This window comes from Halodesulfurarchaeum sp. HSR-GB, from assembly GCF_031432215.1.
Classification (GTDB): Archaea; Halobacteriota; Halobacteria; order Halobacteriales; family Halobacteriaceae; genus Halodesulfurarchaeum.
On sequence record NZ_JAVKGN010000001.1, the window covers coordinates 847,680 to 863,902 of the forward strand.

The window sequence follows — 16,223 nt, forward strand, 5'->3', positions numbered from 1 at the left end:
TCACTCGACGGCGTCGGGATCGAGTGTTCCGTCCGCGAGTTCCCCACGAACGGTCAGTTCCTCGCCGAGTTCGGCGTCAACCTCGGTTCGCAGCGTCACGGTGCGTTCCCCGTCGTCCAGAATGACCGGGTCCCGGGCCTGCACGACGACACCCGTGAACTCGACTTCCTCCCCATCCTGAGACTCGCTTTCGGTGGTCGACTCGGTACTCGTGGCTGGTGAGGAGCCGTCGGCAAAGGCCGAGAGGCCGGTGTCGGTTTCGCCCGTTGGCTCGCTCTCGGCGGCCCCGTCACTGGACTCGACCCCGTCTTCCAGTAACACGATGGTGGACTGCCAGTTCGCGGAGGCCTCCAGGTCGTCCTGCCAGCCGTCCTGGATCGCCACGTCCACGAACAGCACCTCGTCGCCCGGGCCGAGGTCGACGTCCGCCTTCTCGCCCCAGAGTGCGACCCGGATGTCGTCCGTCTCGTCTTGCACGCGGACGTTCCGGACCTGGCCCTCGGAGCCGTCGTCCCGGTCGAAGGTTCGTTTCGGGTCCGCGGAGCGCACGACCCCCGCGATGTCGACGGTCTCGTCGAGTTCGACGGCCTCGATATCCGTCGTGTCAGGCACGTAGGACACCTCGGCGTCGGTCCGGTTGATAGCCCCCCGGTCGCCCACGTGCAGCTCCAGCCGTCCGTCCCGCTCTCGGATGTAGCCGTCGATGACCTCGACGACCTCGTGGGGCTCGAAGGCCTCGGCCTGGTCGGCCTGGTCGTCCCAGAGCGTGACCCGTACCCGACCCGTCTCGTCGCCGACCAGCACGTTCGAGACTTTCCCCTCCGAGCCGTCGTCCCGGTCGAAGGTCCGAACGGGTTCGGTCGCCAGGACCTCGCCCAGCAGGGTGACATCCGACGCGCCGAGCGTGAGATCCGAGACGCGGTACTCCTCGGTGAGCGTGACCTCGATCTCCGTGTCGGGTGCCGGTTCGACCTGGTCGACGGTGACCTCCACGCCGTCGTAGCCATCCTTCGGCCGGCCGTTGATGTTGAGTACTTGCCCTGCTTCGAGGTCCGATTCGGCCGCACTCGCCATCTCGTCCCAGAACGAGACCCGGAGTCGGCCCGTCTCGTCGGCCACGTCGGCGTTGATCACCTGGCCCTCGGGCTGGTCGGGATCGTCCCGCTCGAAGGTCCGCAACTCGCCGACGTTGATGACCTTCGCGGTGACCGAGACCTCGTCCATCCCGGGTTCGACGTCCGCGAGCCCCGATACTTGCCCGTCTTCGAGTTCGTGGGCGATGAGCATCGCGGCCGTCTCCTCGTCCGCGAGCCCGCCCATCTGCTCGACCTTGGATTCGACGGCCGCGCGGAACTCCTCGAGGGAGACCTCCTCCGTGTCGAGATCCTCGTAGATCGTCTCGATATCGCCCATTACGTGAAACTAGGCCGCGTTCTCGCTCTTGAACCTTGCCGTTGGTGACTAGAAGAGCGAGTCCGCGGCGGCCGCCCCCACGATGGAGAACATGGAGCCGATGCTGATCGCCGTGAGCGTCCCCATGGGACTCGCCCCGAAGGTTCGTGGCGCGGCGAGCAGGAAGCTCATGACCGTGACCGCCCCGAAAGCGACGGTGAGCAGGGAGACAAACCGCAGCGGGATCCCCAGGAACTTGGCCTCGACCTCGAGGTCTCGATCCTTGTCCGCCTTGTAGAGCGCGCTGTAGCCCACGACGACGACCCCGCCGATCAGGAGGGCCGTCTGCAGGGACGACATCGACTCGGCGAGGACCCAGACCTCCTCGGTGACCACGAAGGGACCCGCCAGCAGCAGTCCGCCCACGATCTGCTGGGCGACGTCAGCGGGCCGGAAACGTGGCCGTCTCATACTCTATTTCTGCGCGGGTGTGCTCCTAATACGTTCCCCCTCAGTCCTGGGCTCGCCACAGGTACAGCGACCCGATCGATCGATACGGGGCCCACGTGGTGGCCCGCTCGGCCATCGAATCTCTCGTCTCGTCGCCGTACAGGTCGGTCATGGCCCGTCGAACGCCCAGGTCCTCGACCGGGAACACGTCCGGTCGGCCCAGTCCGAACAGGAGAAACATTTTCGCGGTCCAGGCCCCGATGCCCCGAATTTCGGTCAGCGAGTCCATCACGGCTCGATCGTCCAGCCCCTCGAACCGGGACCTGGACCAGCCCCGATCCTGGAAGGCCCGGGCCACGTTCCGGACGTACTCGCTTTTCGCTTCGGAGAGGCCGACGGCCTGGAGGGCTGCTGGCTCGGTTGCCAGCATCGCCGCCGGGGTCACCTCGAACTCCGTGGTCAGTCGCTCCCAGGTTGCCTCGGCCGCGGCCATCGAGACCTGCTGGCGGACGATGGACTTGAGCAGTCGTGTGAAGGGGTCTGCTGCGGGTTCGACGCCGAGATAGCCGTGCTGGGTGACCAGTTCGGCCATCGTTGGATCGGTCTGCAGGTGTTCGTGGGCCGCGGTCGGTTGGGCCAGTTCCTCGACGGGCATGGGTGTTGGAGTCTCTTGGGGGCCGACCCACTCCAGGGTTGTCCTCGCGGTGGCCGCCCAGGTCCGTAACGGATATACCAGCGTGGCCCAAAGCGAGAGTGAGTCCTGGTAGGGTAGTGGACCATCCTCCTGGCTTGCGGAGCCAGGGACCGGAGTTCAAATCTCCGTCAGGACGCTCACTTCACTCACTGCGTTCGTTTCGTTCGCGACCTGACTTGCCCCACGCTCGCGTCCGCTCGCGTGGGACTCCGTCAGGACGATACTGTTCTCCCGCTATGGGGGGTGTTCTTCGTCTCCGATAAGGGCGACGCTCGATGACGAAGGCCCAGAAAACAGGTGGTGGTGATTAAATAGCTGTATTGTCCGAGACTTACTGTTTATCGAGTTACCTCGTATCGATGGCGTGGTCGACCTGACTGAGAGGACAACTGTATTCAACACAACACCTACCATCCATGTCAATGGCAGCTCGACACCCAGTTTCAAGAAGACACCCGTGCTTGGGCGGGGTATGTCAGACGGTGACGGAACCTGCGAGTACGTCCTTGACCCGGAAGACCCCGAAACGTGGGGCGGGTTGCATAGGGAGGAGTGCGACGTTGGCGAGGAAATTCTGAACGAAGATGGTGTTTGGACTTGTCCACACGAAGCTGAACCGGGCAAAAACCGCTGTCTTTTTCATCAACCTCTCGTTGAGAAAGATGATGAAAATGTCGTTGATGCGTTCCTGGATGTAGTCGGCGAAGCTAACGCCAGTGACTGTGCTGAAAGGCGACAGCTGGAGTTTGTCGGTGCGAAGTTCGGTGCGTTTGACCTGAGTGAGAACCCCGTGGATCTCACAGCTGGAGACGGCTGGCTTGTGATGGACTACGCCACTGTTGCAGGTGTATTTGACTGGTCTGAGACGATACTTGAGCTGCAGAAAATAACTTTCAACGGAATAAATTTTGGTGCCGATACCCGTTTCCAAGGCACGGAGTTCGGGGGAGTGGCCAGTTTCAAGGGCGCAGAGTTCAGGGGTGTGGCCAACTTCAGCGGTGCAGAGTTCGAACGAATCGCCGAGTTCGAGGCAGTGGAGTTCAGGGAAGAGGCAGACCTCAGGACAACAGAGTTCAAGGGACAGGCCGCCTTCGGGGGTGCGGAGTTCGGGGGGCGAGCCATCTTCAAGGCAGTAACGTTCGAGGGACTGGCTGACTTCCGGAAAACAACGTTCGAGGGATTGGCCAATTTCAACGCAGTACAGGCAGGAGATTGGGCATTCATGGGGGCAGAGTTCGAAAGACAGGCCAAGTTCGGGAATGCAGAGTTTGGCGGACGGACCAACTTCATGTTAGCAGAGTTCGGAAAACGTGCCAATTTCATGTTAGCAGAGTTCGGGGAACTGGCCGACTTCGAGAGTGCAGAGTTTGGGGGAGCGGCTGACTTCAATGAGGCAGAGTTTGGAGGCGGGGCCGATTTTGAAGGAGTAGAGTTCGAGGAAGAAGTCGGATTCAAGGGGGCAGAGTTCTGGGGCGAAGCTGACTTCAGGGGCTCATCGTTCGAGGGCAATGCTCCTGTGTTTAGAGGCGTAGCGTTTGAGGAGGGCTCTATTTTCGCAGACCTAACTCTCGACGGGACTCAATTCAATGGCGGGGACCTGACGGATGCGACTTTTACTGGCACAAGTCTTCGCAATACGAATTTCGAGTCAGCCCTGCTAAGCCGAGCAACATTCTTTGATGCAGACCTCCGAGGAGCAAAACTCAGTGGGGCAGTCCTTGGTGATGTTCGCATCGACGACAGGACGCGATTCCTCGGATCTCCCTCTGAAGACGTCGACACCTCACCACATACCTTCGCGGCTATCCGCTCACGACCAGCCTGTGTCTATGACCCTTCCTACGAGGGTGATGGTGAACAGGAAGACGCGGACAAAGCAAAAAGCGTCTATCGAGCGCTGGAGGAACTCGGCGGAAAACACGCCCGCCCTCGCTTACAGAGTCGCTCGTTCGTTCGACGTCAGGACCTCCAGAAGAAGAACTACTGGGATGATGCGACAGCTAACGAGGCCTCACTCGAAGAACGACTTATAGCGGGCGCTCGGTGGAGTCGAGCGAAGGTGGCACGAGCGACTCTCCTCTACGGTGAGAGCCCGTGGCGAGTTATCGGATACAGTCTCAGTTTCATTCTCGGATTTGCGATGCTGTTCCCACTCGGTGGATGGATGAAACCCGAAGGCGGGGACCCCATTACCTACGCGCAGATCATGTCCAACCCCGCCGAAATCCTCAACTCTGTCTACTACTCCACCCTGACGTTCACGGCGCTCGGATTCGGCGATTTCAAACCCGTTGGATTCGGACGAGCCTTGACCACTATCGAGACGGGACTTGGAGCCGTGTTGCTTGCCCTTTTCGTATTCATTCTCGGTCGAAGGGCGGCTCGATAATCACTCGGGTTGACTCTACTACACTGTGCCATTGCGCTGTCTTCTACCCCGCTATACAATCTTAGGACAGTCGGCTGAGTCCCGGGTTGGTTTCGGGATACGAGTTGGCACTTGAAGAATTCTCTCGTAGTCTATCGAGCGCATATGCCTTGCCGGACAGTGCTGCTTATAGCACCAGTCCGACCGACACCACGCCGACGGCGAGCAGGTAGAGGCCCAGATCTCGACGGGTGTGATCGACCGTCGTGATCGACGTTCGGGGCCCTGGCTCGTCGAAGCCGCGTGCTGTGAGGGCCGTCGAGAGGTCATAGCCATAGCGGATGACCGCCGCCAGGAATGGGACGAGCATCGGCAGTCGGGCCCGCGTCCTGGCGATCGGGCCGCCCGAGAGGTCGAGCCCGCGGGTGCGCTGGGACTCCTCGATCGTCCGAAAGCGCTTGCGCATCTCCGGAACCAGCCCGATCGTGAGCGAGAGCAGGAACGCAAACGACCAGGGGAGCCCGAGTTCGACGAGCGCCGCCTCGAAGCGCTCGGGTGCGGTCCCCAGCGCGAACCACGCCGCCGCGCCAGCGACTAGCACCAGCCGAGCAGCGATCAGCCCGGCTGTCTGGGCTCCGCCGGGTGTCACCGCCAATTCGACCGGCCCGATCTGGACCGCGTACCAGGCCGGCCCCGAGGCGTAGAATGGGGTGTTGAGGACCAGCAAAAGGACCACCAGCACGGCGAGGGGTTTGAGCGCCCCCAGCCAGTCACGGATCGACACCTCGCCCAGGACCAGCACGACCACTCCCAGCAGGGCGAAAAACAGCAGTTGCCCACGGATCGTCCCCGTCAGGAACCCGGCCAGGACGAACGCGAGGGCGACCGCGAGTTTTGACCGCGGGTCGAACCGTTGCTCGGCCCCGGTCATGGCTCCTCGCCCTCGATCAACTCGACGGCCGCCGCGACTGTCCGCGGTGGCTCCTCGATCCCGCGTTCGCGGGCCCAGACGACCGGTTCGGGTGTGGTCAACCCCACGCCTGCCAGGTCGTAGGTGGAGTCCGCGAGGATCTCCCGGATCGGCCCCTCTCGATCCACGCCGGAGTCAGTCAGCACGACCGCTGAGTCGGCATACCGCCACGCGAAATCGGTGTCGTGGGTCACCAGCACGACGGTCCGGTCGAGGGCCGCGAGTCGTTCCCCGAGCCGTCGCCAGCCCGACTCATCCAGCCCGCTCGTCGGTTCGTCGAGGCCGATCACGTCCGGATCGCCCGAAAGCACCGAGGCGATGGTCACCAGCCGCTTTTCGCCCTCCGAGAGTGCCTGTGGGATTCGGTCGGCGAGGTGAGTTATGCCCAGGGCTTCGAGGGCCTGGTCCACTTGCTCCTGGACGGCCAACCCACGGTTCTCCGGGAAGAAGGCGACCTCCTCGCTGACCGTCGCGGCGAAGAGCCCGTCGGCGGGGATTTCGGGGGTCAGTCCAACGGTCGGGTCCTGGTCCCCATCGATCCGAATCTCGCCGTTCGTGGGTGTCAACAACCCCGCGAGTAACCGGAGAAACGTCGTCTTGCCCGTGCCGTTTGCCCCCAGCACGGCGACGGTCTCGCCCTCCGGGATCGTGAGGGAAAGGTCCTCGAAGACCCGCGGACCGTCGTCGTACTCGAAGGACAGGTCGGTGACGTCGATCACGGTCTCACCCCGATAGCGGGACCCGGTCGACGGGTATCCCACGTTCCAGGGCCACTTCGGTTCCGAAGGGGAGGGTCACCCCCGCCTCCCGAAGCGATTCGAGGACGGCTCGTGGCTCGCCACTCGCGGCAATCCGCCCCGATTCCAGGACGAGCGCGCGGTCGGCCCGCTGCAGAAACGGCCCCGCGTCGTGTTCAGTTACGAGGAGGCCAGTGTCTCCCTGGAGTTCCTCGATGGCCCCGAGCACGAGGTCGCGATTGGTCGCATCGAGGGCCGTGAGCGGTTCGTCGAGGACGATCAACTCCGGTTCGGTCACCAGCGTCCCCAGGAGCGCCACCAGGGTCGTCTCGCCGCGGGAGAGCGCGTCGATCGAGCGGTCGAGCAGGTGAGTCGCGTCGAGTCGCTCGGCCCAGGACTCGATGCGTTCGTGGATGGTCGCTGGCGGGATCCCACGATTCTCCAGCCCGAAGGCCACGTCAGAGCGCACGCCTGCTCTGACCAGCTGGGTGCTGGGGTTCTGCAGGAGCACGCCAACCGACCCGGACCTATCGACGGTCCCCGACACCGTGAGTCCGGACCGATTCTTGAGCAACCCGCCCAGGGTCATCCCGAGCAGGGACTTTCCGCTGCCGGAGGGCCCCGCCAACAGGACTGTTTCCCCGGCGTCGATCGACAGCGAGAGATCGTCGAGGAGCCGGGCCCCCTCGCGATCCTCGACACGAAGGTCCTGGGCGGTGACGACGCTCATCGCAGCTCCGGAATCCGGTCCTCCAGGACCTTCGTGAGCGGGACGGCGATGGCGAACCCGACGACGGCCTGGAGGATGTCGACCGGGAGTTCCTTTGCGAGCGCCAACGGTACTCCTTCCAGATAGGCAACGGCGAGGACGTATGCCACGATCATGAATGGCGCGCCCACGGCGACGGCGATGGCTTTGCTCTTGAGACTATCGCCCGCGAGCCGACCAACGACGTAGCCTTCGGTGCCTTTAGCGATGAGGGTTACTGGCGCAAAGAAGACATACCCCGAGACGACATCAGCAGCGGCCGCGCCGATCCCGCCCGAAAGGCCCCCGACTGTTCCGCCGAAGAGAAAGGCACCGGTGTAGATAATCACTTCTCCGAAGTTGAGATATCCAATACCGACTGGAATTCGGGTAAATAGCGTGGCGACTGCGACGGCGGCTCCGACGACCGCACTGAATGCGACGGCCGTCGCGTCGAGATCAAAGCGGCTGTCTGCTTCCATTGAGAGATTATCACGCAGTTGGGAAGTAGGCCCTTTCGATTCGGGTCAGTGTTACAGGCATCGCCGAAACCCGTGAGCCGTGCCGGTCCGCGAAGACACTTACTGGCCCACGCCAATTCACCGTCGATGGCCAATCCGCCCCCGACAGACGAAGGCTGGTTCGTGCTCCACGATTTTCGCACCGTCGACTGGGCCGCCTGGCAGGACACACCGACCCACCGCCGCGAGCGGGCGATCGAGAGCGCTGTCGACGTGTTGGCAGACGCCCCCGCGACCGGCGACGGTGACACCGCGATCTTCACGATCGCCGGGCACGAGGCCGACCTGCTCGTCCTCCACCTCCGTCCCACACTCGACGAAATCGAGCAGGCCGAGCGACAGTTCGATCGAACCGCCTTCGGCCGGTTCACCGAGCAGTCCCGATCCTTCGTCTCGGTGACCGAGATCGGTGGCTACACTTCCCGAGACTACTTCGAGGACCCCGAGAGCGTCGACCCCGGGCTCAAGCGATACATGAACTCGAAGCTCTACCCGTCGATCCCCGAGGACGCCTACGTCTCCTTCTACCCGATGGCCAAACGGCGGGATCCGGAGTACAACTGGTATGACACCCCGATGGACGAGCGGGCCGAGATGATGGCCGAACACGGCGAGACCGGGAAGGGGTATGCCGGCACCGTGACCCAGTATGTCACCGCCGCTTTCGGCTTTGATGACTGGGAGTGGGGCGTGACCCTCTTCAGCACCGAGGCGACCGCGCTCAAGGAGATCGTCTACGAGATGCGCTTCGACGAGGCCACTGCCAAGTACGGCGAGTTCGGTTCCTTTTTCGTGGGGCGGCGGTTCCCCGTCGGCGATCTGGCCGCCTATATGGCCGGCGAGGCGGTGCCCACCGACGAAGCGGCCACCGCCGAGGACGAGGGCGAGTCGATCCGCGACTCGCTGGCCGAGGCGGACGTGTACGCCGGCCAGCCCCACGGCGAGGACGTGTTTGCCGTGGCGCTTTACTCCGCGGCCGATTCGGAGGCCCTGGCCGCGGAAATCGACGGGATGCGGGAGAACTTCGAGCATTATGACACGCACGTCTCCACGGACGTCTATCGCTCACGTGGCGAGGGCCCAAACGCGATCGTCAGCATCTGGGACACCCAGTCGGCCGCCGAGACCGCGAGTGGCTTCCTGCGTGACCTGCCGGAGATCGAGGGTCAGCCAGGTGACGCCCCCGATGGCTGGGGCACGATGGGGATGTTCTACACGGTCGAGCCCGACCACCGCGAGGAGTTCCTCGATACCTTCGACGGCGTCGCGGACACGCTCGCTGACGTTTCGGGCCACCGGGAGTCGGATCTCCTGGTGAACGTCGCCGAGGAGAACGACATGTTCATCGCGAGTCAGTGGGATTCACGGGGCGACGCGATGGACTTCTTCGAATCCGAGGCCTTCCACGAGACGGTCGCGACGGGGCGGGAAATCCTGGCCGATCGACCGCGACACGTCTTTCTGGCCTGAGTCAGTCAGTTTTCGGCTCGCCGTCGAAGGTGTACTCCGCGGAGTTGTCCTGGGGGTCATACTCCAGGATCTCTCGGGCGCGCTCGATGGAGTAGTACTTGCGATCGTTGTCCGAGATGCCATAGACGATCTCGTAGTCGTACTCGGCCTCGATGGCCCGATCGAAGAGGTGGGCACAGTCCCGGTGGGAGAGCCACATCGCCTGCCCGCGCTCGTAGTTGCGCGGGGGGTGTTCCTTCGTGAGGTTGCCGATCCGGACGTTCAACACCGAGATGCCGTACTCGTCGTGGTAGTACCGACCCAAAATCTCGCCGGTGGCCTTGCTCACGCCGTAGAGGTTGCTCGGTCGGGGAAGTTCGGTTCCATCCAGGCGGAACTCCTCCTCGGTGCGATAGATGTCGGGTTTCCGGTCGGTTTCGTAGTGACCGACCGCGTGGTTCGAGGAGGCAAAGACCACCTTTTGCACGTCCTGTTCGACGGCCACCTCGAAGACGGTCTGGGTGCCGTCGATGTTGTTCCGGAGGACACTCTCCCAGGGAGCGTCAGTCCGGGGGTCGCCGGCCAGGTGGATGACGACGGCCACGTCTTCCATGGCGTCTTCGAGGAGTTCCCGGTCGGTGATGTCCCCGACGTAGAGTTCGTGGTCGACGGGGCCGGTGGGCGGTTCGCGATCGAGCAGGCGGAACTCGTGAGCCTCGCCGATGCCCTCCCGGATCGCGGTGCCCACCCGCCCGGCAGCTCCCGTCAACAGGACCGGTTCGTCCATTCAGGTGGGTAGTAGGGAGACCCGAATAAGTAGGATGTGGTTCGAATCCAAAACGCTTTGCGCGCCTCGGACCTCCCAGCAGCCATGCCAAGCGACGGGGAGCATGCGAGTTTCGAACTCGGCATCAAGTTCGGGGCGCTCTTTCACCAGTTCGTCGGCACGCCGGTCAGCGAGGAAAGCGCGGCGAGTCTGGCGACGGCGATCGAGGAATCGATCGAGAACCAGCCATACACGGAGTCGGTCACGGTTACGGTCGATCGGGAGGCTCTCGCGGCGGACATCGGCCCTTACGGTTACACCGGCCTGGCGGGTCGTCACCTCGACGTCGAGATCGTCGTCGAGGAGGCCGGCACGCGGGCCACTGGAACGATGGAGATGGTCGACGGGTACCCGCTAATGTGTCTCGAAACCGTGGAATAGGTCACATCCGCCGCGTGACGTGGGTCGACACTGCGGCCAGTTCGGCCTCGCCGAGCGCGTAGAACCCCTCCCAGCGACGGGGGCTGATCTCGTAGGCCAAAAGCCCCAGCGCGGAGTCGGGGTTGCCGGTGGGTTCGAAGAGCACGAACCACGCCTTCTGGAAGTTCTCCCCGTTCCCACCGTGAGTCACCACGTCGTATTCGTGGGACGGGATCCAGTCGGGCTCGCCGTAGACGTGGGTGTCCACGTCGCTCTCGCCGAGTTGCTCGTAGACGGTCTTGGTGCCCTGCTCGTCTTTGATCCTGGAAAGTCGCTGGAAGGAGGCCCGAAGGGTCCCCTCGTCAGCCCGAACCGCTCGTCGCTCGATCAGCCGGGAGATCAGGATCAACAGGAGTTTCTCGGTGTCCGATTCGGGATAGCCGGTGAGTGTGAACGGCACCCCGTCGAGCCCCTCGATTACGTCGGGCACCGCCAGGTCCTCGAGGCCGCGGGTACCCGTAACGAAGAGATCGGAGTTGACCAGAAGCACCGCGTTCTGGACGGCGGCGAGCGGGGAGGTCGCGACGACCGAGCCGTTCTTGACGAGCAGGATGGTGTCCGTCTCGTAGGTCTCGTCCTCGATCTCCTCGACGGCGACTGGCTGGTCCTCGAAGAGATCCACGAGCATCTCCCGGACCGGCGCGGGGGCCGTGCTGTTTACCAGCACGAGCGAGTGAGCGGTGTCTTCCCGGTCGGGAACGAACTGTCGCAGACTCATCGGCTGGTCACTTGTGCGGCGGGTTCGTAAGTGGTCGGGTGCGCACGGCCGCGAGCAACTCGGCCAGGCGGTCGGTGGCCGAATCGAGGAGGTGTTCGCCCTCCGCCGCGGTGGCTTTGGTCGGGTCTCCGACCGTGCCGTTCTCCGTGAACTCGGCGGTGTCGTGGGCCAGGTTCTGGCCGCAGGTCCAGTCGCCCCAGCGTTCGGCGCCCGCCGTCGCCCCGGCTTCCAGGCGGTCCTCGCGGACGAGTTCGGGATAGGCATGCAACAGGAAGGAGGTCTCCAGTGGCCCGGCATGGCCCATGTCGAAGGTCGAGTCGGCCGCGTCGAACCACGTGAACGGGACGACGATCGCCTCCTCGGCGCGGGAGAGTCTGGCGGCGACCTCTCCGAGTGCCGCGACGTTCCCCCCGTGGCCGTTGACGAGGACGATCCGGTTCCAGCCGTGATGGATCAGCGACTCGGCGATCTCCCGCACGTAGGACCGAAACGTGTCCGGCGAGACCCAGAGCGAGCCGGTGAACTGCCGGTGTTCCTCGGAGATCCCGACCGGCACGGGCGGGGCGACCAGCACGTCCGGCTCCACTTTTTCGGCGGTCTCGCTGGCGACGGTCTCGGCCGCGAGGAAATCCGTGCCCATCGGATCGTGGGGCCCGTGCTGTTCGGTACTCCCCACTGGCAGCAGCGCGAGATCGGTCTCGGCTTCCTCGGCCTCGGTCCAGGTGTGCTCGTGGAGATCCATATCTGTGATCCGGCGGTCGAGCCCCAAAACACTCCCGTTCGGTCAGTCTTCGGCGGGCACGTCAGCGAGTCGCTCCCGGGCCCGCTCGACGAAGGCCTCGGGCAGGTCCTCGATCTCCCCGGCCTGGACGCCCCAGAGGTTGGCGTAGAGTCCGCCCTCGGCAAGCAGGTCCTCGTGGGTCCCCTGCTCGACGACCCGTCCCTCGTCGAGCACCACGATCGTCTCGGCGTCCTTGACCGTCGAGAGCCGGTGGGCGATCGCGAAGGTGGTCCGATCCGCGGTGAGCGCCTGGAGGCTCCGCTGGATGAGCATCTCCGTTTCGGTGTCCACATCGGAGGTCGCCTCATCGAGGATCAGGATCTCGGGGTCGGCCAGGATCGCGCGGGCGATGGCGATCCGCTGGCGCTGCCCGCCGGAGAGTTTGACCCCGCGCTCCCCCACCTTGGTGTCATAGCCCTCGGGCAGTTCCGTGATGAACTCGTGGGCGTGGGCCGCCTTCGCGGCCTCGATGACGGCGTCCTCTGTCGGGTCGGGGTCCCCATAGCCGATGTTCTCCGCGACCGTCCCGAAGAAGAGGAAGGTGTCCTGACTGACATAGCCGATCTGCTCGCGCAGGCTGGCGATGGTGACGTCCCGGATGTCCTGGCCGTCGATGCGGATCGCTCCCTCGTCCACGTCGTACATCCGGAGCAGGAGTTTGAGCGCCGTGGACTTCCCCGCGCCCGTGGGCCCGACCAGGGCCAGCGTGTCGCCGCTCTCGGCCCGGAAGGTGAGGTCCTCGACGATCGGCTCCTCGTCGTAGCCGAAGGTGACCGAGTCGAAGACGACCTCGCCCTCGGTCACCGCCAACTCCCGGGCGTCCGGGTCGTCGGCGATGCGGTTTGGCTCGTCCATGAGCCCGAAGATCCGCTCGGCCGAGGCCCGGGCGCGCTGGTACATGTTGATGATCTGGCCGAACTGGGCCATCGGCCAGATGAACTGCTGGGTCAGCAGGATGAAGGTGACGAACGCGCCGGTCTCCAGCGTGCCAGTGAACGGCCCCGGGGCCGTCCCCCGGAAGACCCACAGGCCGCCGACCGTGAAGGTCGTCACGAACCCGATGCCGGCGAGCACGCGGAGCGCGGGGAAGAAGGTGATCCGGGTGCGGATGGCATCCCAGTTGGCGTCGAAATAGGAAAAGGAGACGTCCTCGACCCGTTCGGACTCGTAGGGTTCGGTGTTCGCGCTCTTGATCACCGAGATTCCGCCGAGGTTGTTCTCCAGCCTGGAGTTGAGCGTCCCGACCGAGGACCGGACGGCAGCGTACTTGGGCTGGATGATGCCCACGAAGAGGTAGGTGAACCCGGCGATCAGGGGGACCGGCAGCAGCGCGACCAGCGCCAACTGCCAGTTCAGCGAGAACAGCACCCCGCCGATCGCCAGCACCATCACGCCCATCCGGAGGGCGCTGTTCATCCCCTCGTTGAGGAAGCGTTCGAGCTGATTCACGTCATTCGAGAGGATCGACATGAGCTCCCCGGTCTGCTTGTCGGCGAAAAAGCCCATGTCCAGGCGCTGCATCTCGTCGTAGGTGTCCGTGCGGACGTCGTGCTGGATCTTCTGGGCGAAGGCGTTCCAGCCCCAGTTGCGGGTCCAGTGAAAGCCGGCCGCGCCGAGGAAACTGAGTCCGATCACGCCCGCGGTGAGCCAGAACTTGCCAGTCTGGGTCGCCGGGACCCAGGCCTCGGGGAGCCAACTGAAGGGAATGCGGGCGTCGAAGGGCACGTCCTCCCGGAAGACGGAGTCGATCGCGATCCCCAGGAGGACCGGCGGCAACAGGTCAAGCACCCGGGCCACCATGCTCGTCAGCACGCCGATCAGGAAGTAGGGGACGTAGGCCCGCCCGTAGCCGACGAAGAGCCGCCGCATGGGGTTCGTCGCCTGGTCGCGGACGTCCTCGAACGGGTCGTCCTCCGCGGCGGGTGCCATATCTGTCCTGGAGTCGTCTCCGGCCAAAAGGGTTGCCGAATCGGTAGCTGACTACCGCGGGAGTCCCGTTATCGAGTCGCCAACCTCGATTTCGTGGGCGTCTGTGTACCCGCGATTGACCTCGATCACCCAGCGGGCCTCCCCGGAGAACTCCCGGTCGTCCTCGGCCGCGGCGTGGTGAATCGCCGTGATCTCCCCGTCAGCGCCGACGAAGACGATGTCGAGCGAAAAGGACATGTTTCGCATCACGAAGGTTCGCTCGCCCGCCTCCGGGTAGACAAAGACCATCCCCGCATCGGGGCCGAGCCGGTCGGTCTCGCTCAGGCCAGTATAGCGCTCGAAGAAGCCCTCGGCGATCGTGGCGTCGACGGTGCCCAGTTCGGCCCCCGTCTCGTCGAGGAAGGTAAGGGTCGCCCGATCCGGCGGCTCCGAGTCGGTCCCGACCTGTGGCCCGCCGCCGACGGCCGCCAGCAGGAGCAGGAGGACCGCCAGCCCCACCAGTCCGTGCCGCCACCCGAGGTTCATCGGTCCGTCATTCGGCCTGCGAAACCAAAACTGCTGTCGGTCAGCGAAGCAGGGCGACTGAAGCACCGGAGACCAGCGCCACGGCGAGGACGTGACCGAGCACCGTCACCTGGAGGAGCGGATGACCCGACAGGACGGGGACGATCGGCAGTTGCAGGGACGCGAAGGCGATCGTCGTCAGGTCCAGGCGGGCAAATCGCGTCCGGGTCGCCGAGTCAAGTTCGTCCCGGTAGGTTATCGAGCGCCAGAAGCCCGTGACACAGGCCCACCATCCGACTCCGATGCGGTAGGCCACGTCCCAGCCGATCAGGAGGAGGACGAAGCTGTAGGCAAGCGGTGGGCGCTCGCCCAGCAGGCTGGTCACGAGCGCGGGGCCGGCCTGCTGTGGGTCGTAGACGAACACGTAGACCAGAAGCAGGTTAAAGGAGACCAGGCCCAGCACGAGTTCGATCCGGGAGCCAAAGAGCAGGTCGAGGTAGCGACGCGGCTCGCGGTCGGCCCTGAACCCGCGGGAGAGATGGAGCATGAACGCACTGCCGGCGACGGCCACGAGCACCCCGACTGTCCCGGCGATCGCCGCCTGGACGAGCCCGTGATACCACCCCAGGAGCAGCACCGCCGCCTCGAAGCCGACGAACTGGACGGCGAGGGCGACGCCCCGGGAAGCATTCACGCCGGGCACGCTTCGGATGATGCTCTCGTAGACCCACGCGTCCCCGGCTGGACGATGCCCGCTCATTCGGTTTCGATGGCGCGACGGAGGGCCTCGTCGAAGGGGGTCAACTCCATCGGGATGAGCTCTTCGGCCCGGTCGTCGGTCACCACGACCGGATTCTTGAGCCCCTCGATCAGCGGGTGGGAGATGTGTTTCGGCGTGTCGGTCACCAGGTCGATCCAGTAGACCGATAGCTTCGGCGTGAGGACCGGCACCGGGATGACATAGAGGCGACGACCGAGTGCCGCAGCCGTCCGCTCCATCATCTCCTGGTAGCTGAGCACCTCCGGCCCACCGATCTCCAGGGTTTCACCGGCGGTCTCGGGGATCTCGATCGCCCGCCGCAGGTACTCGATCACGTCCGCAATCGCGATGGGCTGGGAGGGGGTTCGAACCCATTTGGGCGTGATCATCACCGGGAGCCGGGAGACCATCTGGCGGACCATCTCGAAACTCGCGCTGCCGGCACCCACGATGATCGCCGCCCGGAAGCTCGTCAGGTCGTACTCGCCCTCCCGCAACAGCGTCTCGACCTCCCGCCGGGACCGGAGATGCGGGGACAGATCCGGGCCGGTTTCGCCGAGCCCGCCGAGGTAGATCACCCGGTCGACGCCAGCCTCGCTGGCTGCCGTGGCGAAGTTCGCCGCCGCCTGGTTGTCCCGTTCCTCGAACTCGCCGCCGATCCCCAGGGAGTGAACCAGGTAGTAGGCCACGTCGATGTCCTCGAAGACCCCATCGAGAGTTTCGGGGTCGAGCACGTCGCCTTCGACGACTTCGACGCGGTCGTCCAGCCGTTTCTCCCCTTTCGATCGGTCACGGGTGAGCGCTCGGACCTCGTATCCGTGTTCCAGGAGGTCGGGAACGAGGTTGCTCCCGACGAAGCCAGTCGCGCCGGTGACGAGAACTTTCATAGGATAGCTTGGACTGCTGACCTGATAACAGTACGCATACTTCCAGTCGGCGAGACCGGAAGTGGTTAT

17 protein-coding genes and 1 tRNA gene are annotated in these 16,223 nt (G+C 64.5%); 4 read left to right on the forward strand and 14 right to left on the reverse strand.

Going from position 1 to position 16,223, the window contains the following annotated elements:
* Genes RH831_RS04580 through RH831_RS04590 form a run of 3 tightly spaced genes read right to left on the reverse strand, consistent with a single transcriptional unit; the run spans position 1 to position 2,497 of the window.
* Positions 1–1,413, reverse strand: coding sequence for a single-stranded DNA binding protein (locus RH831_RS04580; RefSeq protein ID WP_310553082.1), 1,413 nt, complete (start codon positions 1,411–1,413; stop codon positions 1–3).
* A gap of 48 nt (positions 1,414–1,461) precedes the next feature.
* A complete protein-coding gene (locus tag RH831_RS04585) occupies positions 1,462–1,863 on the reverse strand; it encodes a DUF2391 family protein (protein ID WP_310553083.1) in 402 nt (133 codons plus the stop codon).
* 40 nt (positions 1,864–1,903) lie between these two features.
* The gene (locus RH831_RS04590; RefSeq protein ID WP_310553084.1) at positions 1,904–2,497 is read right to left on the reverse strand and encodes a DNA-3-methyladenine glycosylase 2 family protein; all 594 of its coding nucleotides are present in this window, start codon (positions 2,495–2,497) and stop codon (positions 1,904–1,906) included.
* A gap of 102 nt (positions 2,498–2,599) precedes the next feature.
* Here RH831_RS04590 and RH831_RS04595 point away from each other — a divergent pair.
* Positions 2,600–2,672, forward strand: a tRNA-Arg gene (locus tag RH831_RS04595).
* A 336-nt stretch (positions 2,673–3,008) separates the two neighbouring features.
* Positions 3,009–4,925 (forward strand): pentapeptide repeat-containing protein, encoded by a 1,917-nt coding sequence (locus RH831_RS04600; protein ID WP_071933440.1) that lies wholly within the window; start codon positions 3,009–3,011, stop codon positions 4,923–4,925.
* Between the two features lie 166 nt (positions 4,926–5,091).
* Here the strand turns inward: RH831_RS04600 and RH831_RS04605 are convergent, their stop codons facing one another.
* The 4 genes from RH831_RS04605 to RH831_RS04620 are packed head-to-tail and all read right to left on the reverse strand — an operon-like array spanning position 5,092 to position 7,841.
* Positions 5,092–5,835: an energy-coupling factor transporter transmembrane component T gene (locus RH831_RS04605; RefSeq protein WP_071933439.1), complete on the reverse strand. Its 744-nt coding sequence runs from the start codon at positions 5,833–5,835 to the stop codon at positions 5,092–5,094.
* Positions 5,832–6,593, reverse strand: a complete 762-nt coding sequence (locus RH831_RS04610) for an ABC transporter ATP-binding protein (protein ID WP_310553085.1) — start codon at positions 6,591–6,593, stop codon at positions 5,832–5,834. The genes RH831_RS04605 and RH831_RS04610 overlap by 4 nt, the downstream gene beginning before the upstream one ends.
* Before the next feature lie 4 nt (positions 6,594–6,597).
* Complete coding sequence (locus RH831_RS04615) at positions 6,598–7,341, reverse strand: energy-coupling factor ABC transporter ATP-binding protein (RefSeq protein ID WP_310553086.1); 744 nt, start codon at positions 7,339–7,341, stop codon at positions 6,598–6,600.
* Positions 7,338–7,841: an ECF transporter S component gene (locus RH831_RS04620; protein ID WP_071933436.1), complete on the reverse strand. Its 504-nt coding sequence runs from the start codon at positions 7,839–7,841 to the stop codon at positions 7,338–7,340. Before RH831_RS04620 ends, RH831_RS04615 begins: the two co-directional genes overlap by 4 nt.
* Positions 7,842–7,967: 126 nt before the next feature.
* Between RH831_RS04620 and RH831_RS04625 the strand changes: the two genes are divergently transcribed.
* The gene (locus tag RH831_RS04625; protein WP_310553087.1) at positions 7,968–9,350 is read left to right on the forward strand and encodes a heme-binding protein; all 1,383 of its coding nucleotides are present in this window, start codon (positions 7,968–7,970) and stop codon (positions 9,348–9,350) included.
* Position 9,351: 1 nt separating this feature from the next.
* Here RH831_RS04625 and azf read toward each other — a convergent pair whose 3' ends face one another.
* Positions 9,352–10,116: an NAD-dependent glucose-6-phosphate dehydrogenase Azf gene (azf, locus tag RH831_RS04630; protein WP_310553088.1), complete on the reverse strand. Its 765-nt coding sequence runs from the start codon at positions 10,114–10,116 to the stop codon at positions 9,352–9,354.
* Between the two features lie 84 nt (positions 10,117–10,200).
* Here azf and RH831_RS04635 point away from each other — a divergent pair, with 84 nt between their 5' ends.
* Positions 10,201–10,536, forward strand: coding sequence for a dihydroneopterin aldolase family protein (locus RH831_RS04635; protein WP_310553089.1), 336 nt, complete (start codon positions 10,201–10,203; stop codon positions 10,534–10,536).
* A 1-nt stretch (position 10,537) separates the two neighbouring features.
* On the opposite strand, the gene RH831_RS04640 is transcribed toward RH831_RS04635, so the two are convergent.
* The 6 genes from RH831_RS04640 to RH831_RS04665 are packed head-to-tail and all read right to left on the reverse strand — an operon-like array spanning position 10,538 to position 16,154.
* Positions 10,538–11,293, reverse strand: coding sequence for a hypothetical protein (locus tag RH831_RS04640; RefSeq protein WP_310553090.1), 756 nt, complete (start codon positions 11,291–11,293; stop codon positions 10,538–10,540).
* A gap of 7 nt (positions 11,294–11,300) precedes the next feature.
* On the reverse strand, positions 11,301–12,035 hold the full coding sequence (locus RH831_RS04645) for a creatininase family protein (RefSeq protein WP_310553091.1): 735 nt from the start codon (positions 12,033–12,035) through the stop codon (positions 11,301–11,303).
* 42 nt (positions 12,036–12,077) lie between these two features.
* Positions 12,078–14,003, reverse strand: a complete 1,926-nt coding sequence (locus RH831_RS04650; RefSeq protein WP_310553092.1) for an ABC transporter ATP-binding protein — start codon at positions 14,001–14,003, stop codon at positions 12,078–12,080.
* A gap of 51 nt (positions 14,004–14,054) precedes the next feature.
* Positions 14,055–14,528, reverse strand: a complete 474-nt coding sequence (locus RH831_RS04655; RefSeq protein WP_310553093.1) for a DUF192 domain-containing protein — start codon at positions 14,526–14,528, stop codon at positions 14,055–14,057.
* A 40-nt stretch (positions 14,529–14,568) separates the two neighbouring features.
* Positions 14,569–15,267 (reverse strand): hypothetical protein, encoded by a 699-nt coding sequence (locus RH831_RS04660; RefSeq protein ID WP_310553094.1) that lies wholly within the window; start codon positions 15,265–15,267, stop codon positions 14,569–14,571.
* On the reverse strand, positions 15,264–16,154 hold the full coding sequence (locus tag RH831_RS04665; RefSeq protein WP_310553095.1) for an NAD(P)H-binding protein: 891 nt from the start codon (positions 16,152–16,154) through the stop codon (positions 15,264–15,266). Before RH831_RS04665 ends, RH831_RS04660 begins: the two co-directional genes overlap by 4 nt.
* Positions 16,155–16,223: the final 69 nt, after the last annotated feature.